This is a genomic window from Streptomyces sindenensis, assembly GCF_014649035.1.
GTDB lineage: Bacteria > Actinomycetota > Actinomycetes > Streptomycetales > Streptomycetaceae > Streptomyces > Streptomyces sindenensis.
The window spans coordinates 25052-49933 of record NZ_BMSG01000015.1; the positions used below are offsets into that span (position 1 = coordinate 25052).

The window sequence follows — 24882 nt, forward strand, 5'->3', positions numbered from 1 at the left end:
CTTGAAGTGCTGGATGTACGTGGTGCGGTGACGTGCCCTCAACTCCCGAGCTCAGTACCGGGCGGGGGCAGGGCCCGCCGTGGAGCCGGGCCGGAAGGTGCAGGCGACCAGAGGTTCGGCCGCCTCCTCCCCGGAGACGAGGGCGGCGAGCATCCGGACGGCCGCCGCGCCCAACCGGGGCCGGGGGATGTCGAATCCGGTGGGCACGGGCTCCTCGGCCAGGTCCGGCGGCGGGCTGCCGAGCAGCGCCAGCGAGGCGTCGCGGGGGCAGTCGATGCCGACGAAGTGCGCGGCCCCGTGCAGGGCGCGCCAGGCGTCGCCCGTGTCCGTCTCCTCCGCGACGAACGCCGTGACGCCCTCGTCGAGCCAGCCGCGCAGCCGCTCGGCGGTCAGCTCCCGCTCGGGGTCGGCCGAGCGGAAGACGGCGGCGGGGCCGCCGGGCAGCCCCGCCTCCTCCAGGCCCTTGAGGAAGCCGTGTTCACGGTCGGTGGAGGCGGGCGCGTCGTCGTCCTCCCGGACCAGCACGATGCGCCGGTGCCCGAGCGCCGCGAGATGGGCGACGACCTCCTGGCTGGCGCTGATGTAGTCCGCGCCGACCCAGGCGAGCCCCTCCAGCTCGTCCCGGCGGCCCAGGTGGACCACGGGGAACCCGTCGGCGACGAGTCGCCGCAGTTCCTCGGCCGGCGCGTGCCGCCCGAGGAACAGACAGCCGTCGGCGAGCCGGACCCGGGCCAGGGCGTTCGGCCCGGCCGCCCCCGCCCCGCCCGTGCTGGACCCGGTGAAGAGCACCAGGTCGTAGCCGCGGGCCGCGGCCTCCTGCTCGACGCCGACCAGGAACGGGTAGTACGAGTGCTGCACGTCGGTCGGGAACGTGGACGTGAAGCTGAAGACCCCGAGCAGATTGTTCCGCGCGGCGGCCAGCCGGCTGGCCGCCGGATCGGGGACGTAGCCGAGCGCCCGCACCGCGTCGAGCACTTTGCGGCGCGTCTCCTCGGAGATCGTCGCGCCCTGTTTCCGGGCCCCGAGCACCAGCGAGACAGTGGCCTGCGAGACCCCGGCGAGCCGGGCGACCTCGGCCTGCCGCGGCCGGGACGTACGGCCCGCGGGGGCGGGCACGCGGCCCGGTCTGGCCCGCTTCCTGGGTTCTTCCACGGTGTTCCTCCGGATCACTAATGCGTATTACTAATGCGCATTAGTGAGTCACTGTGGACCCTCGTCCCACACCGGTCAAGAGATCGCGCAAGACTTCTTTCGGCCCTTCTGCCGTCAGGGCGCTACGGCACACGATCGGGTGGAACCCGTGTACGCCCATGTGTTTCGCGCGGGCGGGCGCCGTGCCCGACGCGATCATGCGGCGGTGATCTCAACGATTCGGACGGTCTGCCGTCCCCACTCCCTGGTCCCGGCCGGGATCGCCGCACTCGCTTTACTGACGATCCTGCCCGCGCTCCCGGCCACCGCCGCACCGGCTCAGGACCCCGCCGCCCCGGCCGCGTTCCGCGTCACCACCCCGGCCGAGCGCAGGACCGACGCCCGTCTGGACGCGCTGCGCGACGACCCGGCCCGGCTCAAGGCGTTCTTCGCGGCGCTGCCCAAGGGCGGTGACCTCCACAACCACCTCTCGGGCGCCGTCACCACCGAGTACCTGATCCAGCTCGCGGGCGAGCGGGGCCTGTGCATCGACGCCACCGACACCGCCGTGCGCCCGCCCTGCGGACCGGGCACCCGGCCGGCCGCCGACGCCCGCACGGACGCGGAGTTCCGGCAGCGGATCGTCCGCGCCTGGTCCATGCAGGACTTCCCCGCCGGCCAGTCCGGCCACGACCACTTCTTCGACACCTTCGGCAAGTTCGGCGAGGCGACGCGCGACCGCGGCAAGATGCTCGCCAACGTGGCCAACACCGTCGTGGAGCAGAACCAGTTCTATCTGGAGACCCTGGTCACCCCCGCCTCGGACGCCGCGAAGAAGCTCGCCCAATCCGTGGGCTACGACGCCGACCTCGCCGCCTTCCACCGGAAGCTGGTCGCCGGCGGAAAGCTCGACGGGGTCGTCGACGAGGCCGTACGGGAAGCGGATGCCGCCGACGCCCAGTTCCGGAAGACGGCGCACTGCGACACCGGCCGCCCCGACCCCGGCTGCCGTCTGCCCGTCCGGTGGATCTCCCAGGTCTCCCGCGGCAGTTCGAACGAGCGCGTGTTCACGCAGATGGCCGTCGGTATGCGCCTCGCGGAGCGCGACCCGAGGTTCGTCGCCGTCAACCTCGTCCAGCCGGAGGACGGGGAGAGCGCCCTGCGCAACTACCGCCTCCAGATGCGGATGCTCCAGTACCTGCGCACCCAGTACCCGGACGCCCGGCTCACCCTGCACGCCGGTGAGCTGACCCCCGGCCTGGTCAAGCCCGAGGACCTGACCTTCCACATCCGCGAGGCCGTCCAGGTCGCCGGAGCCGAACGCATCGGACACGGCGTCGACCTGGTCCACGAGGACGACTGGCGGCAGCTGGCCCGGACCATGGCCCGGCGCGGTGTCGCCGTCGAGGTGCCGTTCAGCAGCAACAAGCAGATCCTGGGCGTGGCGGGCGACGACCACCCGTTCAACGCCTACCGCCGCTACGGCGTCCCGGTGGTCCTCGCCACCGACGACCCCGGCGTCTCGCGGATCGACATCAGCCACGAGTACCAGTACGCCCGCGCCACCTACGGCCTGAGCTACACCGAGCTGAAGGACCTGGCGCGCGCCTCGCTGGAGCACGCCTTCCTCGACGGCGACAGCCTCTGGGCCGCCGGCTCCGCACGCACCGGCTACCGCCCGGTCCGCGCCTGCGCCGGATCGCAGCCGGGCGTCGCCCCGCCAGCACCGGCCTGTGCCCGTCACCTCGCGGACAACGCGAAGGCGGCCACCGAGTGGCGCCAGGAAGCGGCGTTCGCCGGATTCGAACGCCGCCAGGGCGGGGCGCGCTGACCCCGCCCCACCGCTGACCGGCCGATGACCGGGGGCGGGACCGTACGGTGTCCGTCGGACGGTCCCGCCCCCGCCCCCGGGCCGGGTACGGGCCCCGCTCGCGCCCGCAGGACGCGCGGCCCGCGCAGCCCGCGGTTAGGCTCGCGGAATGGGAGAGAGCGGAGAGTACGAGACCGCCGAGCCGGCCCCGTACCGGGGAACGCCCGGGGCCGATCACGCCCGGCTCACCGCGATCGTCGACGACTGGGCCGCCGCGATCGTCGCGAACGACACCGCACGGATCGCCGGCTTCATGGCCGACGAGTGGGTCATCGTCTCCGAGTCCGGCATCACGGACCGGAAGGCGTTCCTGGCCCTCGTGGCCTCCGGCGACCTGACCCACTCGGCGATGGAGGCCGTCACCCCGCCGAGGGTCCGGGTCCACGGGGACACCGCCCTCCTCACCGCCCGGATCACCAACACCGCCCACTACGGCGGTCAGCGCTTCGACGCCGACGAATGGACCACGGACGTCTTCGTACGGCGCGACGGGCACTGGCGGTGCGTGCTCAGCCACATCACCCCCGCGGCCCCGCCCACCGGTTCATGACCCGTCCGCCACGGAGCAGGAAACGCCTCGGCTACCCGGCTGCCGCGGCCGTCTTCGCCGTCGGCATGGCGGGCACCACGCTGCCCACCCCGCTCTACGGCCTCTACCGGGAACAGCTCGGCTTCTCCGAGCTGATGGTGACCGTCGTCTTCGCCGTCTACGCCCTCGGGGTGATCGCCACTCTGCTGCTCGCCGGGAACGTGTCCGACGAGGCGGGGCGGCGACCGGTCCTCCTGGCCGCCTTGGGCTTCTCGGCGGCCAGCGCGCTCTGCTTCCTCTTCGAGGGCGGGCTCCCCGCCCTGTTCGCCGGCCGGCTCCTCTCCGGGTTCGCCGCCGGACTGCTCAGCGGCGCCGCGACGGTCACGGTGATGGAGCTGGCCCCGCCGGGGCGCGCGGCCCGCGCCGGACTTGCCGCGACCGCCGCGAACATGGGCGGCCTGGGGTGCGGGCCGCTCCTGTCGGGACTGCTCGCCGAGTACGCCCCCTGGCCCCTCCGGCTCCCCTTCATCGCGCACCTGGCCCTGATCGCCGTGGCCGCCGTGCTGACCTGGTTCCTTCCCGAGACGGTCGCCTCCGCCCGGGTGAGGGGGCTGCGGCCGCGGCCGCAGGGTCTGGCCGTGCCGCCCACGATGCGCGGCGTGTTCACCACCTCGGCGGTGGCCGCCTTCGCCGGGTTCTCCCTGCTCGGCCTCTTCACGGCGGTCGCGCCCGCGTTCGTCGCCGAGACGCTCGACGTGCACAACCTGGCCCTGACCGGTCTCGTCGTCTTCTCCGTCTTCCTCGCCTCGACGGCCGGGCAGGCGCTCATGGGGCGGGTCGGGCAGCGCCGGGCCCTGCCGGGCGGCTGCTTCGTCCTCGTGGCGGGGCTCGTCCTGGTCGGCGCCTCGCTGCTGTTCACCTCGCTGCCCCTGCTGGTCGCGGGGGCCCTGTGCGGTGGCCTGGGCCAGGGGCTGGCGTTCCGGGGCGCGGTGGCGGCGATCAGCGCCGCGGCACCGCCCGAGCACCGGGCCGCGACCGTGTCCGCGTTCTTCGTCATCGCCTACCTGGGCATCTCCCTTCCCGTCGTCGGCGTCGGCGCCCTCACCCTCGGCATCGGGCTGAGGAACGCCGGACTGGCCTTCTCCGGCTGTGTGCTCGCCCTCGCCCTGGGCGTCGGCCTCTCCCTGGCCCGCAGGCCTCCCGCGCCCCGGTGACGTAACGCTGCCGGCGTGCCGGGCCTCGTCGACGTACGCGAAATCCCTTGTCGCACCCGCCGATCACGGTGCGAGACTGGCCGGGTGGACACAGCGACACGTTTGAGGCAGACGGTCATCTCCTGGGCCGCCGACGACAGCGACACCCCGGCGCCCGCCGAGGCCGGGGCCGCCCGCGAGCTGGCGGCCGGTCTGGGACTGCGCACGGTGGTGCTCGTCGAGGGCGTCAGCGACCGTGCGGCGGTCGAGGCGCTCGCCGGACGCCAGGGCCGCACCCTCACCGCCGAGGGCGCCGTGGTCGTACCGCTCGGGGGTGCCACCAGCATCACCCGGTTCCTGCGCCTCCTGGGCCCCGACGGACTCGACGTCCGGCCCGCCGGGCTGTGCGACGCGGCGGAGCAGCGCTTCTTCCTCCAGGGCCTGGAGCGCACCGGCTTCGGCACCGGTCTCGCCCCCGACGACCTGGAGACGCTGGGCTTCTTCACCTGCCACGCCGACCTGGAGGACGAGCTGATCCGGGCGCTCGGCACCGACGGCGTCCAGCAGGTCATCGACGACCAGGGCGACCTGCGTACCTTCCGGCTCTTCCAGAAGCAGCCCGCCCAGCGGGAGCGGCCGGTCGAGGCGCAGCTGCGGCGCTTCATGGGCACCATCGGCGGACGCAAGGAGCACTACGCCCGGGCGCTCGCCGAGGCCCTGGACCTCACCCGCCTGCCCCGGCCGCTCGACGGACTCCTCGCCCACCTCTGACCACCGGGCGCCTCCTCGGCTTCACCCGCTCCGGCGCGCGCTGCCGTCGGACAGACGACGGCAGCGCGTCCTTCGCGGTCGGCTCGGGGCGGTACCGCTTCACGGCCCGAGGCGGCCAGGACGGCAGGGACGCCGTACCGGCGGGCTCGGACCCGCCGGTACGGCCCGCCGGCCCGTCACCCCTCGCGCCTCGACCGCCAGAGCAGCCAGATGAAGTACGGGGCGCCGATCACCGCCGTGAGCAGCCCGACGGGGATCTGCGCCGGGGCGATGACCGTCCGGCCGACCGTGTCGGACACGACCACCAGCAGCGCGCCGAGCAGCGCGCTCACCGGAAGGACCCGCGTGTGCCGGCGGCCCACCAGGGCGCGTGCCGCGTGCGGCGCGACGAGGCCCACGAAACCGATCACGCCGACCGCCGCCACCGCCCCCGCCGTCAGGACGACGGCGAGGCTCAGCAGACCCAGCCGGGTGCGGCCGAGCCGCACGCCGAGCAGGGCGGGCGTTTCGTTGTCCAGCCCGATCAGGTCCAGTTCACGGCGCATCACCGCCAGGACGGGCAGCGCGACGACCAGCGCCACCAGCACCGGAATCAGCTCGGGGAACGTCCGCCCGTACGTCGAACCGCCCAGCCAGGCCAGCGCCTTCGTCTCGTTGTACGGGTCGGTGAGCACGATCAGCAGACTCACGAACGCGCCCGCCCCGGCGTGCACACCCATACCGATGAGCACCAGCCGGTTCTGCTCCAGACCACGGCGTGCGGCGAGGCCGAACACCAGCGCCGCGGCCGCCGCCGCACCGGCCAGCGCGGAGCCGCCGATCAGCCAGAAACTCGCCAGCGGTACGACGGTGAGGACGGCGACCGCGCCCACCCCGGCGCCGCTGACGACGCCGAGGACACCCGGCTCCGCGAGCGGGTTGCGCGAGACCGCCTGGACGACGGCTCCCGCGACAGCAAGCGCCGCACCGGCCAGCAGAGCGGCGGCGACCCGGGGGACCCGTGTGTCCAGGACGTAACTGACGAAGTGTCCCGACCGGCCCGCGAGCCAGTTGCCCACATCGCCCAGCAGCAGCGTCGCGTCACCGAAGAGCGTCGCCACCACCACCGCGCCGAGCAGCCCGACCACCGTCGCCACCAGGGTGACGACGAACGCGCGCCGGCTGCGCAGCCGCGCGAACGCCGTCGAACCGCTGTCCGTCCCCATGTCCCGGGACCGGTGGGCCAGGAAGATCAGGACGAGCGCACCGAAACAGGTCGTGACGATGCCGGTCGGCACCTCGGCCCCCGCCTGGGCGCCGAACACCGCGCGCAGCAGCACATCCGCGCCGAGCACGACGAGCACGCCCGCGAGCGCCGACGCGGGGATGAACGCCCGGTGCCGGACGAGGCCCGGGATCCAGGTGCTGAGCAGCCGGACCGCCGCGGGCGCGCACAGGCCGACGAAGCCGACCGGCCCCGCGACCGCCACCGACACCGCCGCCAGCAGCACCGCGAGGATCACGGCGATGGAGCGGGTCAGCCGGGGGTTCACGCCCACCACCGCCGCACCGTCGTCGCCGAGGGCGAGGATGTCGAGCCGTCGGCCCATCAGCATCAGCCCGGCGAACGCCACGAGCGCGAGCGGGGCGAGCCGGTCGATGGACTGCATGCCGATCTGGGCGAGCGAGCCGTTGCCCCAGGCGAACAGACCGGTCGTCTGCTGGGAGCGCAGGAGCAGCAGCATCCCGCTCAGCCCGGACAGCGCGAGGGTGAGCGCGGATCCCGCCAGCACCAGCCGGACGGGCCCGGCCCCGGCCCGGGACAGACCGAGCACGACGGCGGCCGCGATGAGTCCGCCGAGGAACGCCGTGGCCCCGGCCGGCAGTGCGGGCAGCGAGATGCCGAACGCGGCGACGGTGACCACCGCGAGATACGCACCCGCGTTCACGGCGAGCGTGTCGGGGGACGCCAGCATGTTGCGCGACACCGACTGGAGGGCCGCGCCGGCCGCGCCGAGCGCACAGCCGACCAGGAGGCCCGCGGCGAGCCGGGGCAGCCGGGAGTCCAGGACCACGGCGGTCGTCTGTTCGTGCGCGGTCCGGTCGGACGACGAGCCGGTCGCCAGCTCCCAGAGCGTGTGGAGATCGACGGCGGCGGTGCCCTGGCTCACATGCGTGAGGGCGAGGGCGGCCAGCGCGAGGAGCCCCGCGAGCGCGAGGAGGAACATCCGGCCGCGACGGGCCGGTGGGCCGGCCGCCGCGGGGGACGCGTCCCCGGCAGGACCGGCCGCGCCCGCCACCGTCTTCACGGGGGCGGGCGGGGCGGTTGTGGTGCGGGTGCTCATCGTCAGGCGGTCAGCGCGCCGACGAGGGCGTCGATGTACTCGCGCATCGACGCGGTTCCGCCGAACATCCAGATGCCGTCGGGCAGCCGGTGGACCTCGTCGTTCTTCACGAACGGGAGGGACTTCCACACCGCGTTGTCCTTGAGGCCGTCGGCGAACGGGTCGCCGCCGTCGGAGTCGTTGGCGATGTAGGTGAACTGCGCGTCGCCGATCTTCGTGAGGCCCTCGACATCGGTCGCGGCCAGGCCGTAGGCCTTGTCGCCCTTCAGCTTCCACGGGTCGACAAGACCGAGTTCGGTGTTGACGTCGGAGAGCAGCGAGCCCTTGACGTACGGGCGGACCGAGACCTGGTTGCCCTCCTGCCAGCCGTCGGCGAACGCGACCTTCTCGCCGTCGAGTCCGGCGTCCGCGAGCTTCTTCCTGCCGTCCGCGATCGCCTTGCGGAAGGAGTCGATCTCGGACTTGGCCTTGTCCTCGGTGCCGGTGGCCTGGGCGATGAGGTTGACGGTGTCGACCATCTGGTCGATCTGCCGGCTCGCGTCGGCGGAGCGGACCACGGCGACCGGGGCGGCCTTCGACAGCTGCGCGATGGCGGAGTCGGACAGGTCGGTGGTGGCGACGATGAGGTCGGGCTTCAGCCCGGCCACGGTGGCGACGCTGGGCTCGCCCCGGGTGCCTATGTCCTTGACGCCCTTGGTGAGCGGGGCGGCCGTGTCGTAGGCGGTGTAGCCCTTGACGTCGGCGACGCCGACCGGCTGCACGCCGAGGGTCACCAGGGTCTCGACGACGTTCCACTCGGTGCCGACGACCCGCTTGGCAGGCCCGTCGAGCGTGATCTTCTTGCCGCGCGAGTCGGTGACCGTCACGGCCTTGTCCCCGGCGGACTCCTTCTTCGGCGCCTCGGTGGTGCCGCACGCCGTGAGGGCGAGCGCGGCCGCGGCGGCGAGGACGGGCCACGTCAGGTGATGGTTCTTCATGAGGGTGCTCAGGGCCTTTCGGTACGAAGGTGGTGGCGGCCGACCGCGCGGGTGCGCGGGATGCCGGTGGGGGAGTCGAGTTCGACGTCGATGCGGATGCCGTAGGCGTCGGTGAGCCGCTCGGGGGCGTACACCTCGGCGGGCGTGCCCGCGGCGACGATCCGCCCGGACGAGAGAAGGACGACCTGGTCGGCCACGGAGGCGGCCTGGTCCAGATCGTGGAGCACGACCCCGACGGTGACGCCGTGGGTGTCGGCGAGATCGCGGACGAGGTCGAGGATCTCCACCTGGTAGCGCAGGTCCAGATAGGTGGTGGGCTCGTCGAGCAGGAGTACGTCGGTGTCCTGGGCCAGGCAGCAGGCGAACCAGACGCGCTGCAACTGCCCGCCGGAGAGGCTCTCCACCCCGCGGTCGGCGAACTCGGTGAGGTTCGTGACGGTCAGCGCGTGCTCGACCATCCGGGCGCCGTCCGGGTCGGCTCCCCGGATCCGGCCCCGGTAGGGGTGCCGGCCGAATCCGACCACGTCGCGCACGCTGAGCCCGGCCGGGGCGTTGCGGCTCTGGGCGAGCAGGGTGACGCGGCGGGCGAAGTCGGAGCGCGACAGGGCGAGGGCGTCGACGGGCGCGCCGTCCCCGGCCTCGGCCGCCACGGTCACGCTGCCGGTGCGGGCCTTGTGCAGCCGGGCCACGGCCCGCAACAGGGTGGACTTCCCACTGCCGTTCGGCCCGATGAGCGCGGTGACACGGCCGCGCGGCAGCCGGAGGTCGGCGCCGTGCACGACATCGGTGCGGTCGTAGGCGACCGTCATGTCGCGGGCGTCGAGGCCCGCGTCGTCGGCGGGTGGCACGGTGGCACCGGCAGCGGGCGCGGAGGCCCGGTGCGGCGGTGGGTCTTCTCGGTCGAGGGCAGGAGCGATCACGGAAGTGAGGTTAGCCTAACCTGAATTCCCCGGGTCAAGGGGGATTTGGAATCGTGTCCTCCGCGTGACCCCGCACGGCTCGCCGACGGGGTGCACGCAGAGGAGGCCGGGGTGCGCCAGGAGTGTCCGCGACCTCGAACGGCGGTACTTTCCGGCCGAAGCGGAGGATTGGCGCATCGGCGCCTTCTGGAGTCTTCGCAGGTCAGGTGGTCGTTTCGAATTGAACTGCCGGGATCTGTCCATATGCTGGACGAATCGCGCGAGGCCTCTGAGCTGCCCGAATGACCATTCGGTCGGTTCGAACGGATGTCTGCGGCTGGAAGCTGGCCGTCGACGTGCGCCTACTTTCCGCATGCGTAAGACTCCTGACCGCAATCAGGCACCCGAGCAAGGAGATTTCACCAATGCGACGCAACCCTCACGCCATCTTCGCAACCATCACCGCAGGCACCCTTCTGCTCGGTGGTTTCGCGACCGCCACCGCGCAGGCCGCACCGGCGAAGGCGGAGAGTCTCTACGCACCCTCGGCGCTCGTCCTCACCGTCGCCCGCGGCGAGGACCCGATGACCGCCACCGTCGAGCGGGCCGTGACGCTCGCCTGCGCCCCCACCGCCGAGGGGACCCACCCCGACCCGGCCGCGGCCTGCAAGGAACTGGCCGCGGTACAGGGCAAGTTCGCCGCACTCACGGACGGCCCGTCGAACCGGACCTGTACCCGCCAGTGGGACCCGGTCGTGGTCACCGCCCACGGCGTCTGGCAGGGCAAGCCGGTCCAGTTCAGCACCACGTACGGCAACGCCTGCGAAATGGCGGGCAGCATGAACGACAACGCCGTCTTCGCCTTCTGACCCACCGGGGCGAGCCGACGCCGGGCTGACGGAGCACCTCACCGCCCCGCCCACGGCGTCCGGCCTTCCGCCCCCGCCCGGCGTGCCCCGCACACGCCCCCGTCCACGACGACCGGGAGCCTGCGGTCGCCCCAGCCGTTTCCGCCGCGGCAGGCAGCGACGCGCCCCGGTCGGTTGGCACTGCGGCCGGTTGGCACTGCGGACGTTGGCGCTGCGGTCGGTTGGCCGCGAACCCCTCGGTCCGCTCACTGTCCGGAGGGCTCCTCCTTCGTCACCCGGGTCCCGGGATGGCGCAGCGAGACCAGGAAGGCGATCCCGAGGGCGATGGCCATCCCGTAGAACACCCATTGGTTCGCCTCGGCGAAGTCCATCCGGATCGCCGCCATCGAGTCCCGTACCGTCTCCGCCACCGGTCCCGAACCGGACGGCCCCCGGGAGTCCGCGTGTCCGGTCACCGACTGCGCGACGGACTCGGCGATCTCGTGCGACTCACCGCTCGGCACGCCCTTGTCCCGCAGGGTCTCCTCCACCCGGGTCACCGTCGTACGGGTCAACAGGGTTCCGTAGACGGCCAGTCCGATGCTGGCCGCGAAGTTCCGCACGGTCTGGGTGATGCCGGTGACCTCGCCGTAACTGGCGTCGATGGCCCGGTTCACTGCGTCCGTCGAGGCCGGTGCCAGCAGCAGACCGATACCGGCGCCCGCCATGGCCGCGTACAGCCACTGGTCGTGCATCGAGAGCGTCGTCAGCTTCCCCGCCCACAGGGCGAACCCGACCGCGCCGAGCGCCGTGCCGAGCTTCATCGCGGGGCGGGCGCCGCGCTTGTCGAGAATCCGGCCGCCCCACTGGGACGCCAGCCCGAAACCGATGAAGAAGTACAGCAGATACAGCGCGGCCTGGTTCGGCGACGCGCTCAGTGAGACCTGCGCGTACACGGAGGCGAAGAAGAACACCGGGACGAACGCCATCATGGCGAAGAACAGCACCGCGTTGTCGACGCTGAACGCCAGATCGCGAAAGACCCGCAGCTTGATCAGCGGGAAGCGGGTGCGCAGCTCGAACCGGCAGAAGACCGCCAGCACCACCAGACCGCCCGCGATACAGGCCCAGGTGGCGACGGAGTCCCAGCCCCAGGCGGACGACTGCTGCACCCCCAGCACGGTCAGCCCCATGCCGGCGGCGACCAGCGCCGCTCCGGGCAGGTCCAGCGGCTCGCGGCGGGCCCGGTCCGGGACGCGGGCCAGCAGCGCCAAGGCGATCGCGATGACGGCGACGGGGACGTTGACCCAGAAGATCGCCCGCCAGGTCCACGCGGTGAGCCAGCCGCCGAGCAGCGGCCCGACCGCGGTGAGCGCCCCGGAGACGCCGAAGAAGAGCGCCAGCGCCCGCCCGCGCCGCTCCACCGGGAACACGGCGATGACGACGGCGAGCGCGGCGGGGAACATCAGGGCCGCGCCGATGCCCTGGACGGCCCGGAACCCGATCAGCCAGGCCTGCGCGACGTCCCCGGAGGGCACCGCGCCGCACAGCGCGGAGGCGGTGACGAACACGAGTGTGCCGATGAGCATCACGCGGCGATGCCCGAAGATGTCGGACAACCGCCCGCCCAGCGCGAAGAAGGCGGCGAGCGTGAGCAGATAGGCGTTGACGACCCACTGCATCTGCGAGGAGGTGAGCCCGAGTTCGTCGATGATGTCCGGTGCGGCGATCGCGACGATCGTCTGGTCGATGAACGTCATCGACACCGCGAACAGCATGGCGGCAAGAGCGAGGCCCTGCTTCGGCGGGCCGCCCCGTCGGCCCGCTGTTCCCTGATCCGAAGACCTCGGACCGGGGGCGCCCTTCTCCGGGATGTCTCTGCCCATGCGTCCATGGTGCTCGGACTGCTGTGGTGCTGCATCCCGAGGCGTGGACGCGGCCCCGTCCCAGGTCGGGGGCTTCGCGCGCTACTTGCCGGTCGAAGCTCCGGAGTACGGCAGCAGGGCCATCTCGCGGGCGTTCTTGATGGCCGCGGCCATCTGGCGCTGCTGCTGGGCGCTGATCCGGGTGACGCGGCGACTGCGGATCTTGCCGCGGTCGGAGATGAACCGCCGCAGCAGATCGGTGTCCTTGTAGTCGATGTACGTGATCCCGGCGGCGTCCAGGGGGTTCGGCCGGCTCTTGAGCGGTTTGCGGGGGTCGTGCTGACGTGCCATGAGGCTTCCTCGTCTTCGGTGGTGGGGTGTGCGTCCGGTGGTTACGGACTGGGGAGTTCAGGAGGGATACGGGAACGGGCCCGGCGGTCTCAGTGCACCGGGTCGAGGAGCGCGTCGAACGCGGCGGGCAGGCTCTTCCACGCCTCCCGGCCCGACCCGTACTCCTCGTCCGTGAGGAGGCAGGAGTCCAGCAGCCCGGTCAGCCCCTCGCGGTCGAGGCCGGGGGAGACGAAGACCAGGTGCTGGCAGCAGTCGCCGTGCTCGGGGTGCCAGTCCAGCGCGGCGGCCGCCTGCCGGTAGGGCGGCACCATGGACCAGGCCGCGTCCGGGAGCGAGGCGAGCCAGGGGCCGGTGTTCTCCACACAGAGCGCGCCGCCGGCCGCGTCCCAGGACAGCAGGGTGTCGGGCCGGTCCGCGAGCCAGAACCGGCCCCGGCTGCGGGCCGCGGCACAGCTGAGGTCCTCCAGCGCGTCGAGGAGGCGCTCGGGGTGGAAGGGACGGTACCGCCGCCAGACGAGCGTGCCCACCCCGGCCTCCTCCGCCTCCTGCGGCAGCAGCGCGCAGGCCGGGTGCTGGCCCGCTGCCGCCGCCTCCACGTCGAACCCGGCGAACGCCATCCGGGTCAACTCCTGCGAGCCCGCCGCTGCCTGACGGGCAGTCGGGTTCAACTGCCGGATCAGGGCGCGGTCCTCGTCGTCGGCCGCCGGGTTCGGTGCCACCGCCAGGACGGGGGCGTACTCCACCTGCCGGGCCCAGGTGTCGCCGATGGTCCGCCGGTCGCCCGGTGCCGCCGCGAGCCCGGCCTCGGCCAGGTCGTCGCCGTTGGAGAGGCAGGGCAGGACGAGTGTGGGGTCGATGGCCGTGAACACATTGGTGACCTCGGCGGCGCCGGTGTGCTCGGCGATCACCTCGGCCATCGACTTCGGCTCGACGGAGTCCCAGAGCTCCAGGACGGCGAGCCGGGTCACCCCGTCGCCCGCGAGCCGTTCGAGTTCCGGGACGAGGTCCTCGCGCAGGGCGCAGCAGGCGCACTCGTTCACCAGCGGCGCCTCGCCGGCGGCCAGTTCCCCGCCGGCGTCCCGCAGGGAGCGCCGGACCGTTCCGCCGGTGGCCGTCGACAGGTCGTGGTGCAGCGCGACGCTGTGCGGTACGTCCCGCAGCAGCCCTTCCACGACCTCCCGGCGCGCCTCGGAGTGCAGGCCGCAGACGATGACGACCGGCAGTTTCGTGCGGCGCCCGCTCACCGGGCCTCACCGCGTCCGTAGCGGCGTTCGAAGCGCTCGACGCGTCCGGCGGTGTCCATGACGCGGGCGGTGCCGGTGTAGAAGGGGTGGCTCGCGGAGGAGATCTCCACGTCGACCACCGGGTAGGTGTTGCCGTCCTCCCAGGTGACCGTGCGATCGCTGGTCATGGTCGAGCGGGTCAGGAACGCGAAGTCGGCGGCCTTGTCGCGGAAGACGACGGGGCCGTAGGAGGGGTGGATTCCGGGCTTCATGACGGTGTCCTCGGGTGGGGCTTCAGGGGTGTGCGGAGAGGGCGGGGCGCCGCGCGGCGCCTCAGCGGTCCTCGCGGAAGTCGACATGGCGGCGGGCCACCGGGTCGTACTTGCGCAGCACCATCCGGTCGGGGTCGTTCCGCCGGTTCTTACGGGTGACGTAGGTGTAGCCGGTCCCCGCGGTGGAGCGGAGCTTGATGACCGGGCGTACTTCGTTGCGAGCCATGGGCGCTACTATATGGCAATGGTTTCCATTTTCAATAATGGATGCACCGAAGGAGAGGTAGGTAACTTTCATGTCCGCCCACTGCCAACTGACCGGCTCGAAGCCGGGATTCGGCAACAAGATCTCCCACTCCCACCACCGGACGTCCCGCCGGTTCGACCCGAATGTGCAGCGCAAGCGGTACTGGCTGCCCGGTGAGGGGCGCTATGTGCGCCTCACGCTGAGCGCCCGGGCGATCAGGACCGTGGACAGCATCGGCATCGAAGCCGCGGTCGCGCGCATCCGCGCGCGGGGGGAGAAGGTCTGATGGCGAAGAAGAGCAAGATCGCGCGGAACGACAGCCGCCGGGCGACCGTCGAGCGTTACGCGGCCCGCAGGGCCGAGCTGAAGGAGATCATCCGCCGGCCGGGCACCCCGGAGCGCGAGCGTCTCGCCGCCGTGGAGGAGCTGCGCCGCCAGCCGCGCGACGCCAGCGCCACCCGGGTCCGCAACCGGGACAGTGTCGACGGCAGGCCGAGGGGGTACGTGCGCAAGTTCGGCCTCTCCCGGGTCCGGATGCGGGAGCAGGCCCACGCGGGCTTCCTGCCCGGAGTGACCAAGTCCTCCTGGTGACACGGGGCTGAGCCGGAAGAGGGTGGCGGGCGGTGGCACGGCGAGGTCCGCAGGCCGCCGCCGCCCGCCACGCCGGTCTCAGCGGCCGACCGGGTCGGCGTGCGCTCCGTCCCCCGGCGCCACGAGGGCGAGGTGGCCCCCGTCGTCCAGGGGTGTCGGAACGGTCAGGGTCGAGATGAGCGCCGCCTTGTCCGCGTCGAAGACGTGGACCTCGCCGTGGCCGCCCCGGCTGACCGCGACCAGGCCCCCGCCGGGGGAGGCCGCGACCGCGCGCCGCTGCACGCCGTCCCAGGGGGTCCCGCCGCGCCGGGGCGCGCCGGACATGGCGGGCAGGGGCAGCCGGGCCTCGACCTCCGGGCGGGACCCGGCGGCCGGGGGAGCGGTGAGCAGGATCAGCTCGTCGCCGTCCGGGTGGACGCGGGTGAACGCGATGTGGCGGGCGGTCACCGCGAGCCGGAAGACCAGTCCGGGCCCCAGGCCGAGCCGCCCCGTCTCGCCGGTGTCCAGGTGGTGCCACCAGGCGTCGTTGGACCAGTCCGGCCACTGCCCCGGGTCGCCGGGCCCGCCGCGCACGCACGACCAGAGCATCCGCCGTACGGGATCGAGTCGCAGGTAGTAGCCGCGCCCGCCGGAGCGCCCGTCGGCGGACCAGGGCAGAGGGGCCTCGGGGGTCAGCTCGTCCCCCTCCTGTCGTACGCGATGCACCCCCGAGCCCGCCGCGGCGAACAGCCGTCCGGTGAGCGGGTCGTGGGCGTCGCCGTGTCCGTCGTCGTCCGGCAGGGCGATCCGCCGCACCGGGGCCGCCGGCGGGCAGGAGGGGGCCGACCGCATCAGTCGGCGGTGCCGGTGGACCAGCAGTTCGCCCGGCTCCCGGTGGCGCACCACCACGAGCGGGGAGGCCCCGCCGAGGACAGTGACCCCCGGTTCGCCGGTCCGTCCTCGTACGCGTACGGCGACGGCGCCGTCCGGGGCGTCGAGGTCGACGGCCGTCATCAGTCCGGTCCAGGCCTCCTCGTTGCGGCCGAGGCCGGTGGTCACCGCGAGGCGCCGCCCGTCCGGGTCCGCCGCCAGATGTTCGGCGGGGACCGCGACCGGTATCCGCCGCCGGACCAGGGGCCGCCCGGCGCCCGGTCCGTACGGATCGAGCACCAGCAACTCGCCCGCCCGCTCGTCGACACAGGCGACGAGCCCGTCGGGCAGCGCGAGGAATCCCGCGTGCTCGGAGAGGTGCCGGTGGTCCAACTCCGCCCGCTCCGTGCCGTCCGGGAGGTCGAGGAGGCTGACTCGCCCCGCGACGTGGTCGGAGACCAGGAGGCGCGGCGGCGTGCGGGGACCGGGGGGTGAGGTGTGCGACATGGCGAACTCCTGGGGCAGGCGGGGCTGGTGAGGGCGGCGGGGGCGGCCGGACGTTCCGGAGGCCGGTGGATTCCGGCGGAAACCCCGCTCACTTTATTGGAAATGATAATCATGTGTAAGGTTTCGGTTGGCGGCGGGGATCGCTCCCGGGGCCCCGCCACCAGCTCTGCCGCATCCCCGGGACCGCACAGGAACGTTGAGGGACCCGCCGATGCCACGAACCGCGCTGAGAGTCCGCCGCTGGGCCGCGATCGCCGTACTGGGAGGCCTGCTGGCCGGCTGCGGCACCGAGAACGCCGACCCCGGCCCCGGGGAACCGGCCGGGGCGGCCGGTGCCGGAGCCCGTACGACTACGCAGGTGCGGCCCATCGAGGCCGCCACCCGGATCGCCGATGCCAAGGGCGTCACGGTCGCCCTGCCGAAGCCGCCGGAGAAGATCGTCTGCCTGGTCGCCCTCTGCGACGACATCCTCGTCGAACTGGGCATGACCCCCACCGCCACCAACTCCCAGGTGCTGGCGCACGCGGAGTTCCTGGGCAAGGAGAAGGCGGCGAAGGTGCCGGTCGTGCCCGGCGGCTTCCTCAGCCCCGAGGTCGAGGCGATCCTCGCCCACAAGCCCGACCTGGTCATCGGCCTGGAGGACACGCACGGCAAGCTGGCCCCCGCGCTGAAGGGCGCCACGACGTTCTGGCCGGTCCAGCCCGGGTCCTGGCAGGACAGCGTGAGCTATCTGCGCGACCTCGCCGCGCTCACCGGCCGCACCGCGCAGGGCGAGAAGGCGGAGAAGACCTTCCGCACCCGCCTGGCGGAGGCGGAGAAGCGGAAGAGCGACAGGACCGCGCTGATCATCTTCGGCAGCGACGAGAACTTCGGAGTGGCCACCCCGGAGACCGACGTGGCGGCCGGACTGTTCCCGAAGATCTCCCACTACCCCTGGAAGAGCCGGGGCGTGGACGGCAGTTACAGCCTGGAGGAGATCCTCGCCCGGGACGTCGACGTCCTGTTCGTGGAGACCCTGTCCTTCGGTGCGCCCGACGGGAAGCTCTCCGAGAAGCTGGCGAAGAACCCGCTCTGGTCCCGTATCCCGGCAGTGAAGAACGGCAAGGTCTTCGAGGTCGACTCCGAGGTGTGGGCCAAGGGGCGCGGCACCCGGTCCCTGGGCGTCGTCCTCGACGAGGCGACGGCCGCACTGCGGTGAGGCGTCCGCCCGTGGCGCTGCTCTGCCTGGGCGCGGCGGCCCTGGCGAGCGCGGTCTGCGCGCTCAGCCTCGGCACGCCGTACGTCCCGCCCGCCCGGCTCCCGGCCACGCTGGGGTCCGACGGGCTCGCGGGGCTCGTCGTCACCGAACTGCGGCTGCCCCGCATGGTGCTGGCCCTGATCGCGGGGGCCTGCCTGGGCGCCGCGGGCCTCGTCCTCCAGGAGGCCCTGCGCAACCCGCTGGCCGTGCCCGAGATGCTGGGGGTCTCCTCCGGGGCGGCCCTGGGCGTCGCCGCACCGCTGGTCCTGGCCCTGGCCGTGCCCCTCGGGCTCCAGCCGTTCCTGGCCCTGGGCGGGGCGGCCCTCGGTGGTCTGCTCACCCTGGTCGCCGCCGGGTTCGGGCGGAGCCCCTCGGCGGTCCTGCTGACCGGGGCCGCCGTCGCCGCCGCGCTCCAGGCCGCCCTGCTGGTGCTCATGGTCATGGCCGATCAGCTCGACCTCCAGCTCATCTACCGCTATCTGCTGGGCAGTCTGTCCGCCCGCACCTGGGACGACGTCACCGGTCTGCTGCCCTGGCTCGCCGTGGCCGTACCGGCCCTGGTGCTGTGCGTTCCGGTGCTCGGGGTGCTGCGGCTCGGCGACGACGACGCCCGCGCGCTGGGCGTACGGGTCGAGCGGGCGCGGGTGGCCGCGCTGGGCATCGCCGTCGTCCTCATCGCCCCCGTCGTCGCGGTGTGCGGGCCGGTCGCCTGGGTCGGCTTCCTCGCCCCGCACCTCGCCCGCCGCCTCCACCCGGACGGCGGCGCGGCCGGGTGGCTCGTCCGGTCCGCCGTGTGCGGCGCGATCGTCGTGCTCTGCGCCGACCAGCCGGCCCGGCTCGCGCTCGCCCCGGTCGAGACGCCCGTCGGCGCCTGGACCGCGCTCGTCGGCGTGCCGGTCGGGGTCGTGCTGCTGAAACGGGGGCGGCGGCCCGCCCGGGACCGGGGACCCGTGTCCCTGCCGGCACCGGTGACTCCGCCGGACGCTCCCGCTCCCGTACTGCGGAAGGCGGAACGATGACCTTCGTCGACACCGCGCCCGGCCCGGCCCGCCGGGCCCTGCGTGCGCCGGGCGTCCGGATGGGCGGTCTGATGCTGCTCGTCACCGTCGTCGCCTGCGCCGGGCTCTTCGCCGGCCGGGGCGTCACCCCCGAAGGCGTGTGGGCCGTGCTGCTCGGGGCCGGCGACGACCCCACCGCCGAGCACATCGTGCTCCGGCTCCGCTTGCCCCGCGTACTGGTGGCCCTGGTCGCCGGGGCCAGCCTCGGGGTGGCCGGGCTCGTGCTCCAGTCGGCCCTGCGCAACCCGCTGGCCGGACCCGAGGTCACCGGCGTCACACCCGGCGCGGTGCTCGGCGCGGTGACCGCGACCGGCCTCGGCCTCGCGGGCTGGGAGTCCCCCACGGCCGTGGTCGTGGCGGCCTGCGTCGGCGGCTTCGCCGGGGCGGGACTGCTGTGGCTGCTCGCCGGGCGGGAGAGGGGCGACCCGGAGCAGACCGCCGTCTACGGGGTCCTCGTGTCGGCGGTGCTCGCCGGACTCACCGCGGTCGTCCTCCTGGTGGCGCCCGGCGAACTCGGCAGCGTCGTCCAGTGGTTGATCGGCTCCATTGAGGGCCGGGTCTGGCAGCACTGGAATCTGCTCTGGCCGTGGGCCGCCTTCTGGGGCGCGGGGGCCTGGCTGCTCGCCGGGCCGCTGACGCTGCTGCGCTGCGGTGACGAGCAGGCCGCCGCCGCGGGCCTGTCCACCGGCCGGGGCAGGGGAGTGGCGCTCGCGTGCGCGGTGGCACTGACGGCCGGCGCCGTGTCGGCCGTGGGTGCCCTCGGATTCGTCGGACTGCTGGTGCCCCATCTCGCGCTTGCCGTCTTCGGCGCCGATCTGCGCGTCACGCTTCCGGGCGCCGCACTGCTCGGAGCGGCGGTGGTGTGCGGGGCGGACGCCGCGGCCCAACTGCTGTCCCGGCTGCTGGCCACCGTGCTCGACGCCGACCGGCTGACCCTCCCGGTCGGCGCCCTGACCACCTGTGTGGGGGCGGGGCTGCTGCTGGTCGTGGCACGGCGACGGGCGGATGAGAGATGAGGGAGAGAACCGTGGACACGAGCGCGACGGAGAGCGCGATGAACAGTGGGGTACCGAAAGCCCCGGACGCCGTCCGGGCGGAGGGGCTGGCCTTCGGCTACCCCGGACGCCCGGTGCTGCGCGGGGTGGACCTGAGCATCCGGGCCGGTGAACTGGTCGCCCTGATCGGGCTGAACGGCTGCGGCAAGAGCACCTTCCTCAAGCTCGCCGCCGGACTGCTCGCCCCGAGCGGAGGGCGTGTGCTGCTCGGCGGCGGCGACGTGGCTCGGCTGCCCCGCCGCACCGCCGCCCGGCGTGTGGCGCTGCTGCACCAATCGGCGCCGTCCGTACCGGGGCTGACCGTGCGTCAACTCGTCCGCCAGGGGCGCTATGCCGCACGGGGGCCGCTCGGGATGCTGCGGGAGGGCGATGACGAGGTGACGTCCCGGGCGCTCGCGGACGTCGGTGTCACGGCCTGGGCCGACCGGCCCGTGGACGCGCTGTCCGGAGGTGAACGCCAGCGTGTCCGGCTGGCCATGGCGCTGGCTCAGGACGCCCCCGTGCTGTTCCTCGACGAGCCGACCACCTATCTGGATCTACGGCACCAGCTGGAGGTGCTCCAGACGGTCGTACGGCTGCGGAGGGAGCGCCGGCTGACGGTGGTGATGGTGCTGCACGACCTCAACCACGCCGCCCGGTTCGCCGATCGGATCGTCGCGCTCCGGGACGGCCGCATCGCCGCCGACGGGCCCCCGGCCGAGGTCGTCACCCGGCGTCTGCTGGCCGAAGTCCTCGGCGTGGAAGGCCGGGTGGGCATCGACGACGAGGGCGGCTGGCCCGTCTGTTACCCAGATCACCCTCTCGAACCGCTCCAGCTATTGCGGAATGAAAATCATATTCATTAATGTCTGTGCTGCGGCTCGCACCAACGCCGCGAACCACACCCATCCGATGTGAATGGAGGCTTCAACTCATGGAGCAGAACAAGGTGTTCAGCCCGATCGCCGACCAGGGCCAGCTCGCCCACCTCTCCGCCACGCACTCGAACGCCCTCGTCGAGAACCCCTTCGACGACGCCGTCGAGGCCGACACCGCGGCCGAGAAGTAAGCGACTCCTGCCGCTGAAGGCAGGTCTCCCCGCGTCGCGCGGGGGCGGGCCCGCCCGGTGACAACCCGGGCGGGCCCGCCCCGTTCGGCCCGACCACCACCCCGTCCCCGCCTTCCCTCTCTCCGACCCGGAGGATTCCGTGACCCGCAGTCGACTCGCTCCCGGTGCCGGGATCGTCACCGTTCCCGGCGCCGCCCCCGTGCTCCGGACCTCCGGAGGGGAGTTCCTGCGCATCGACACCGGAGACGTCACCGGGGAAGCCCTGGTGCGCCGCCTGGTGGGCGAGGAGGCGCCGGACAGCGGGACGCCGGGCGGGCGGACGCCGGGCGAAGAGTCGCAGACCGCCGAACTCGCCCGGCTCGTCGAGGCGTTCGAGGCCGAGGGGCACGCCGTGTCCGCCCCGCCCCGGCCTCCGCTCGCCGGACGCACCGTCCACGTTCTCGGCGACCCCGTGCTCACCGGGCCCATGGCGCGCTGCGCCGGGGCGGAAGGGGCCGAGGTCGCGCCGATCACCCCGGACGAGGTGGCGGAGCTCGCCCGGGCCGTCCCGGACCGCCGCGGTCGCGTCGCCGTGGTGTGGTGTCTGGACTCGCCCGTGCCCGAAGGGCTCTGGGACGCGGCGGACCGGCTGCCGGACCGACGGATCGCCTGGCTGCGCTGCCACCGAGAGGGCTCCCACAGCTGGACCGAGCCCCTTGCCGCGGCCCCGGGAGACGTCACCTCCCGGCATGTCCGCCTCCGCAGACTCGCGGCCACCCCCGCCCATCGCGAACTCGCCGCGTACTGGGCCGGGCACCGCACCCCCGACACCGGACCGCACCCCACCGAGGCATCCGCTGCCCTGATCGCCGCGCTGCTCACCGCCGATCTGATCGCCTGGGCCGAAGCCGAAGCCGAAGCCGAAGCCGAAGCCGAAGCCCAAGCGGTCGGCGTGGATACGGGCGGTACGGGTTGGCAGCCGGCCAGTCTCCCGGCCCGGCGCCGGCTGCGGCGGATCGATCTGCGCGATCTCACCTTCACGGAGCACCCCGTGCTTCCCGTGCCGGACGTCGCGCCGCTGCCCGCGCCGGCACCGGCGGGGACGCGCGCACGGTCCGGAGCCGCCGAGGCCCGCCCGTGAACAGCCTCACCGTGTCCGTCCTGGCGCCGGACGGCACACCGCTCGCCACCGACGTATGCCTCCCGGACGGGGACCGCCCCCGTCCCGCCGTCCTCATCCGCACCCCGTACGGGCGTGATGCCCATCGTGCCGAGCTGCGCGGCTGGGCGGCACACGGATTCGCCGCCCTCGCCCAGGACGTACGCGGCCGCCACGGCTCACCCGGGGAGTGGCACCCGTACCGCGACCACGAGAAGGCGGACGGCGCGGCCACGGTCGCCTGGGTGCGCGCGCAGACGTGGAGCAGCGGAGAGGTCGTCGCCGTCGGTGCCTCCTACGCCGCGTACTGCGCCCTCGTCACCGCACTCGACGACCCCGACGCGGCACCCGGTGCGGTGCACCGCGACGGAGCCCCCGACGCCGTCATCGCCGCCGTTCCCGCGCTCGGGCTCACCGAGACCGCGCGCGAGCCCGGCGGACCGGAGCGGCTGCGGGCCCGGGCCGGCTGGTGGGCGGCCCACGGTGACCGGCGCGACTCCGACCCGGACGCGCTGGAGCGCGCGCTGGCCGACGACCCCCGGCTGCTCGAACACCTCCCGGTCGCCCGCCTGGCGGAGCGGCTGGCCCCGGGCCTCGGGCGTGAACTGCCCTCCTGGCCCCGGCTCTGGGCCGACCGGGAACGCGGCCGCCTCGTGGCGCTCGGCTCCGCGGCCCGCCTTCCGCTGCTCGCCGTCGGCGGCACCCGCGACCCCTTCGCCGAGGACACCGTGGCGCTCTGGCGCGGCTGGGGCGGACCGGCGCGTCTGCTGCTCGGCCCCTGGGGGCACCGCCTCACCGCCGACCGGTCAGCGCCCGCCCGCGCGCGTGTCAACCTCGGTGCCCTGTACGTGCGGTGGGCCCGCGCCGCGCTCGCCGGGCGTCTCGATCCGACCCGGCGCGGCGCCATCGCCCTCGGCGACAGCGGCCGTTGGCACAGCACCCTCCGGACGGCGTCCCCCTCCGAGGCCGAGTGCCGCTGGCCCTTCGCTTCGGCCACCGGACTACGGCTGCTCCACGGAGCCGTGTTCAGCGCCGACCCGGAGCACCCCGTGCGCTCCGACGACCTCGCCGTCCCGGTCGACGGCGACGACGCCGACCGCTGTCTGCTGCTCTCGCCGCCGCTGCCCCGCCCCCTCGACCTGGCAGGGGCCGCCGTCGCCCGGATCAACGCCACCGCCGACACCCCCTCGGCCGACTGGGCCGTACGCCTGACCGCGCTCGACCCGTCCGGCCGGGCCGATCCGCTCGCCTTCGGCATCGTCCGGCGCACCGGCCCGCCCGGCGAAGCCGCGGACATCACCGTGCCGCTCGGCACGCTGGGCAGCAGGCTGCCCGCCGGTACCCGGCTGCGGGCCGAGATCGCCGGACACCACTTCCCCGCCCACGCGCGCAACCCGCACACCGGCGACGACCCGGTCACGGCCACCCGGCTCGCCCCGTCCCGCCGCACCGTGAACCCCCGGGGCAGCGCCCTCCACCTGCCCGTCGTCGCCCGGCGCCACTACGTCGAGCCCGTACCGGAGATATGCCGTTGACCAGCGCCCTGCCCCTCGAAGCCCTCGTCGACCCCGTCAGCGGGATCGTCCGTGCCGTCGCGCCCGTCGAACATCCCGCCGGTGCGCCACCCCGCTACACCGCGATGACCGCCGACGTCGCCGACGCCCGTCGCCTCGGTGCCTGGCCCGCCGACCGGGTCTCGCTCGGCACCACGTTCGGCGACCCCCGGGGTGCCTGGATCGCCGCGGTGGCCGAGGCCGTGGAGCGCTACTGCGGCAACCGCCTCCCGCCGCCCGGCCACCCCCAGGAGCCCCGCCGGGCGACCCCGGCCGAGCTGACCGCCGAGGGCGCCCGCCTCTACGGACCCGGCGCGCTGCCGGCGTACGCACCGTGGCAGTACGGCCGCCCTCGCTTCCCGTACGGCGAACTCACCCCCGACACACCGGCCTTGTGGACCCGGGCCGTCGAGAACGGGGAACCCTGCTGGGCCCCCGTCGCGCTCACCCACCTCAACTGGCGTCAGGGGGAGCTGCGTTCACTGCCCCGCACCCACCACCTCAACTACGCCGGCATCGCCACCGGGCAGGGCCTCGACGACGCCGTGGAGCGCGGGCTCCTCGAAGTCGTCGAGCGCGACGCGCTGGAGCTGTGGTGGCACCTGGACGGCCCCACCCGCGGCATCGACCCGGCGAGCGTTCCCGGACTCACCGAGGACCTGGCCGGCTGCGGGCTGGACGTGCACATCGTGGAGATGCCCTCCGAGTTCGCCCCCTGCGTCGCGGCCCTCGTGCACGACCCCGGGCGCGGCGTGTACGCGGCCGGGTTCGCCTGCCGGTACGACCCGGCGGAGGCCGCCCGCAAGGCCGTCCTGGAGGCCGTGCACACCTGGGTGTTCACCCAGGGCACGGTGGACGCGGACGGGTGGGTGTACCGGGCGATCGAGGCCGGGATGCTCGCCCGGGGCCTCTACCTCGACCACCGGGCCGACCGGCGCTATCTCGACGACTGCGGACCCGGGTTCGCCGCCGTCCGCGACCTCGGCGCCCATGTCCAGGTCTGGCTGGACGACCGGATGGCCCCGCTCGCCCGCCGCTTCACCGCACCCGCCCTGGGCGTCGTCCCGGTCACCGCGATCGCACCCGGCAGCCGCACCGCGCTCGACGCGGCGCTCGCCGCCGGGGGCCACCGGGTCATCACCGCGGACCTCACGACGGAGGACGTGGCCGAGACCCCCCTGCGCGTCGCCCGGGTCCTGGTCTCCGGGCTTGTCCCCAACGCCCCGGCGGCCTTCGGCTACTTCGGCTGCCCGCGCTTCGCCGAAGCGGCGCTCGCCCGGGGCTGGCGCGTCCAACCGCCCGCCGGACCGGAGGACTTCACTCTCGCCCCGCCCCCGCACATGTGA

The 24882-nt window shown here is 73.9% G+C and carries 25 protein-coding genes; 15 read left to right on the plus strand and 10 right to left on the minus strand.

All coding sequences use genetic code 11. From position 1 onward, the window contains the following. Nucleotides 1-51: 51 nt before the first annotated feature. Entirely contained in the window at nucleotides 52-1152 is a 1101-nt protein-coding gene (locus IE145_RS17880) for a LacI family DNA-binding transcriptional regulator (protein ID WP_189526091.1), read from the minus strand. 205 nt (nucleotides 1153-1357) lie between these two features. On the opposite strand from IE145_RS17880, the gene IE145_RS17885 reads away from it, so the two are divergent. From IE145_RS17885 to IE145_RS17900, 4 genes are all read left to right on the plus strand, one after another. Further along, the gene (locus IE145_RS17885) at nucleotides 1358-2962 is read left to right on the plus strand and encodes an adenosine deaminase family protein (protein ID WP_189526093.1); all 1605 of its coding nucleotides are present in this window, start codon (nucleotides 1358-1360) and stop codon (nucleotides 2960-2962) included. Nucleotides 2963-3110: 148 nt separating this feature from the next. After that, a complete protein-coding gene (locus IE145_RS17890; protein ID WP_189526095.1) occupies nucleotides 3111-3551 on the plus strand; it encodes a nuclear transport factor 2 family protein in 441 nt (146 codons plus the stop codon). Continuing rightward, nucleotides 3548-4744 (plus strand): MFS transporter, encoded by a 1197-nt coding sequence (locus IE145_RS17895; RefSeq protein ID WP_189526097.1) that lies wholly within the window; start codon nucleotides 3548-3550, stop codon nucleotides 4742-4744. Before IE145_RS17890 ends, IE145_RS17895 begins: the two co-directional genes overlap by 4 nt. 84 nt (nucleotides 4745-4828) lie before the next feature. Then, nucleotides 4829-5494, plus strand: a complete 666-nt coding sequence (locus IE145_RS17900; RefSeq protein ID WP_189526098.1) for a TOPRIM nucleotidyl transferase/hydrolase domain-containing protein — start codon at nucleotides 4829-4831, stop codon at nucleotides 5492-5494. 176 nt (nucleotides 5495-5670) lie between these two features. Here the strand turns inward: IE145_RS17900 and IE145_RS17905 are convergent, their stop codons facing one another. From IE145_RS17905 to IE145_RS17915, 3 genes are read right to left on the minus strand one after another with little or no spacing between them, the layout of a single operon-like run. Further along, nucleotides 5671-7818 (minus strand): iron ABC transporter permease, encoded by a 2148-nt coding sequence (locus IE145_RS17905; protein ID WP_189526100.1) that lies wholly within the window; start codon nucleotides 7816-7818, stop codon nucleotides 5671-5673. Nucleotides 7819-7820: 2 nt separating this feature from the next. Next, nucleotides 7821-8795, minus strand: coding sequence for an ABC transporter substrate-binding protein (locus IE145_RS17910; protein ID WP_189526102.1), 975 nt, complete (start codon nucleotides 8793-8795; stop codon nucleotides 7821-7823). 8 nt (nucleotides 8796-8803) lie between these two features. Beyond that, nucleotides 8804-9715, minus strand: coding sequence for an ABC transporter ATP-binding protein (locus IE145_RS17915; RefSeq protein WP_189526104.1), 912 nt, complete (start codon nucleotides 9713-9715; stop codon nucleotides 8804-8806). A gap of 404 nt (nucleotides 9716-10119) precedes the next feature. Here IE145_RS17915 and IE145_RS17920 point away from each other — a divergent pair, with 404 nt between their 5' ends. Beyond that, on the plus strand, nucleotides 10120-10563 hold the full coding sequence (locus tag IE145_RS17920; RefSeq protein ID WP_189526106.1) for a subtilase-type protease inhibitor: 444 nt from the start codon (nucleotides 10120-10122) through the stop codon (nucleotides 10561-10563). A 245-nt stretch (nucleotides 10564-10808) separates the two neighbouring features. Here IE145_RS17920 and IE145_RS17925 read toward each other — a convergent pair whose 3' ends face one another. The 5 genes from IE145_RS17925 to rpmG all read right to left on the minus strand — a co-directional run bounded on the left by IE145_RS17925 (nucleotide 10809) and on the right by rpmG (nucleotide 14479). Beyond that, the gene (locus tag IE145_RS17925; RefSeq protein ID WP_189526108.1) at nucleotides 10809-12428 is read right to left on the minus strand and encodes an MFS transporter; all 1620 of its coding nucleotides are present in this window, start codon (nucleotides 12426-12428) and stop codon (nucleotides 10809-10811) included. 81 nt (nucleotides 12429-12509) lie between these two features. Continuing rightward, complete coding sequence (rpsR, locus tag IE145_RS17930; RefSeq protein WP_189526110.1) at nucleotides 12510-12758, minus strand: 30S ribosomal protein S18; 249 nt, start codon at nucleotides 12756-12758, stop codon at nucleotides 12510-12512. Between the two features lie 89 nt (nucleotides 12759-12847). Then, entirely contained in the window at nucleotides 12848-14002 is a 1155-nt protein-coding gene (locus IE145_RS17935; RefSeq protein ID WP_189526112.1) for a CobW family GTP-binding protein, read from the minus strand. Next, complete coding sequence (locus IE145_RS17940; RefSeq protein WP_189526114.1) at nucleotides 13999-14253, minus strand: type B 50S ribosomal protein L31; 255 nt, start codon at nucleotides 14251-14253, stop codon at nucleotides 13999-14001. The genes IE145_RS17935 and IE145_RS17940 overlap by 4 nt, the downstream gene beginning before the upstream one ends. A 61-nt stretch (nucleotides 14254-14314) precedes the next feature. Beyond that, on the minus strand, nucleotides 14315-14479 hold the full coding sequence (rpmG, locus tag IE145_RS17945; RefSeq protein WP_006129270.1) for a 50S ribosomal protein L33: 165 nt from the start codon (nucleotides 14477-14479) through the stop codon (nucleotides 14315-14317). Between the two features lie 70 nt (nucleotides 14480-14549). Between rpmG and rpmB the strand changes: the two genes are divergently transcribed. Beyond that, nucleotides 14550-14786 carry a 50S ribosomal protein L28 gene (gene rpmB, locus IE145_RS17950; protein ID WP_032765457.1) on the plus strand — a complete coding sequence of 79 codons (237 nt, stop codon included), beginning with the start codon at nucleotides 14550-14552 and terminating at the stop codon, nucleotides 14784-14786. Then, nucleotides 14786-15091 carry a 30S ribosomal protein S14 gene (gene rpsN, locus IE145_RS17955; RefSeq protein ID WP_010059064.1) on the plus strand — a complete coding sequence of 102 codons (306 nt, stop codon included), beginning with the start codon at nucleotides 14786-14788 and terminating at the stop codon, nucleotides 15089-15091. The genes rpmB and rpsN overlap by 1 nt, the downstream gene beginning before the upstream one ends. A 78-nt stretch (nucleotides 15092-15169) precedes the next feature. Here rpsN and IE145_RS17960 read toward each other — a convergent pair whose 3' ends face one another. Then, nucleotides 15170-16447 carry a hypothetical protein gene (locus IE145_RS17960; RefSeq protein ID WP_189526115.1) on the minus strand — a complete coding sequence of 426 codons (1278 nt, stop codon included), beginning with the start codon at nucleotides 16445-16447 and terminating at the stop codon, nucleotides 15170-15172. A gap of 211 nt (nucleotides 16448-16658) precedes the next feature. Between IE145_RS17960 and IE145_RS17965 the strand changes: the two genes are divergently transcribed. From IE145_RS17965 to IE145_RS17995, 8 genes are all read left to right on the plus strand, one after another. After that, a complete protein-coding gene (locus IE145_RS17965) occupies nucleotides 16659-17645 on the plus strand; it encodes an ABC transporter substrate-binding protein (RefSeq protein WP_189526117.1) in 987 nt (328 codons plus the stop codon). Beyond that, the gene (locus IE145_RS17970) at nucleotides 17642-18703 is read left to right on the plus strand and encodes a FecCD family ABC transporter permease (protein ID WP_189526119.1); all 1062 of its coding nucleotides are present in this window, start codon (nucleotides 17642-17644) and stop codon (nucleotides 18701-18703) included. The genes IE145_RS17965 and IE145_RS17970 overlap by 4 nt, the downstream gene beginning before the upstream one ends. Beyond that, entirely contained in the window at nucleotides 18700-19758 is a 1059-nt protein-coding gene (locus tag IE145_RS17975) for a FecCD family ABC transporter permease (RefSeq protein ID WP_189526121.1), read from the plus strand. Before IE145_RS17970 ends, IE145_RS17975 begins: the two co-directional genes overlap by 4 nt. A 38-nt stretch (nucleotides 19759-19796) precedes the next feature. Next, nucleotides 19797-20642, plus strand: a complete 846-nt coding sequence (locus IE145_RS17980; RefSeq protein WP_189526122.1) for an ABC transporter ATP-binding protein — start codon at nucleotides 19797-19799, stop codon at nucleotides 20640-20642. Nucleotides 20643-20710: 68 nt separating this feature from the next. After that, on the plus strand, nucleotides 20711-20845 hold the full coding sequence (gene amiA, locus IE145_RS33755; RefSeq protein ID WP_006129278.1) for a streptamidine family RiPP: 135 nt from the start codon (nucleotides 20711-20713) through the stop codon (nucleotides 20843-20845). A gap of 139 nt (nucleotides 20846-20984) precedes the next feature. Then, nucleotides 20985-21965 carry a hypothetical protein gene (locus IE145_RS17985; RefSeq protein ID WP_189526124.1) on the plus strand — a complete coding sequence of 327 codons (981 nt, stop codon included), beginning with the start codon at nucleotides 20985-20987 and terminating at the stop codon, nucleotides 21963-21965. Continuing rightward, the gene (locus tag IE145_RS17990; protein WP_189526126.1) at nucleotides 21962-23518 is read left to right on the plus strand and encodes a CocE/NonD family hydrolase; all 1557 of its coding nucleotides are present in this window, start codon (nucleotides 21962-21964) and stop codon (nucleotides 23516-23518) included. Before IE145_RS17985 ends, IE145_RS17990 begins: the two co-directional genes overlap by 4 nt. Beyond that, a complete protein-coding gene (locus IE145_RS17995; protein WP_189526293.1) occupies nucleotides 23515-24882 on the plus strand; it encodes a YcaO-like family protein in 1368 nt (455 codons plus the stop codon). Before IE145_RS17990 ends, IE145_RS17995 begins: the two co-directional genes overlap by 4 nt.

Excerpts from the sequence above, each read along its gene's own strand:
- IE145_RS17890 (WP_189526095.1), top strand. The coding sequence starts at position 3,111 with ATGGGAGAGAGCGGAGAGTACGAGACCGCCGAGCCGGCCCCGTACCGG.
- IE145_RS17895 (WP_189526097.1), top strand. The coding sequence starts at position 3,548 with ATGACCCGTCCGCCACGGAGCAGGAAACGCCTCGGCTACCCGGCTGCC.
- IE145_RS17905 (WP_189526100.1), bottom strand. The coding sequence starts at position 7,818 with ATGAGCACCCGCACCACAACCGCCCCGCCCGCCCCCGTGAAGACGGTG.
- IE145_RS17910 (WP_189526102.1), bottom strand. The coding sequence starts at position 8,795 with ATGAAGAACCATCACCTGACGTGGCCCGTCCTCGCCGCCGCGGCCGCG.
- IE145_RS17920 (WP_189526106.1), top strand. The coding sequence starts at position 10,120 with ATGCGACGCAACCCTCACGCCATCTTCGCAACCATCACCGCAGGCACC.
- IE145_RS17925 (WP_189526108.1), bottom strand. The coding sequence starts at position 12,428 with ATGGGCAGAGACATCCCGGAGAAGGGCGCCCCCGGTCCGAGGTCTTCG.
- rpsR (WP_189526110.1), bottom strand. The coding sequence starts at position 12,758 with ATGGCACGTCAGCACGACCCCCGCAAACCGCTCAAGAGCCGGCCGAAC.
- IE145_RS17940 (WP_189526114.1), bottom strand. The coding sequence starts at position 14,253 with ATGAAGCCCGGAATCCACCCCTCCTACGGCCCCGTCGTCTTCCGCGAC.
- rpmG (WP_006129270.1), bottom strand. The coding sequence starts at position 14,479 with ATGGCTCGCAACGAAGTACGCCCGGTCATCAAGCTCCGCTCCACCGCG.
- rpmB (WP_032765457.1), top strand. The coding sequence starts at position 14,550 with ATGTCCGCCCACTGCCAACTGACCGGCTCGAAGCCGGGATTCGGCAAC.
- rpsN (WP_010059064.1), top strand. The coding sequence starts at position 14,786 with ATGGCGAAGAAGAGCAAGATCGCGCGGAACGACAGCCGCCGGGCGACC.
- IE145_RS17960 (WP_189526115.1), bottom strand. The coding sequence starts at position 16,447 with ATGTCGCACACCTCACCCCCCGGTCCCCGCACGCCGCCGCGCCTCCTG.
- IE145_RS17965 (WP_189526117.1), top strand. The coding sequence starts at position 16,659 with ATGCCACGAACCGCGCTGAGAGTCCGCCGCTGGGCCGCGATCGCCGTA.
- IE145_RS17975 (WP_189526121.1), top strand. The coding sequence starts at position 18,700 with ATGACCTTCGTCGACACCGCGCCCGGCCCGGCCCGCCGGGCCCTGCGT.
- IE145_RS17980 (WP_189526122.1), top strand. The coding sequence starts at position 19,797 with ATGAACAGTGGGGTACCGAAAGCCCCGGACGCCGTCCGGGCGGAGGGG.
- amiA (WP_006129278.1), top strand. The coding sequence starts at position 20,711 with ATGGAGCAGAACAAGGTGTTCAGCCCGATCGCCGACCAGGGCCAGCTC.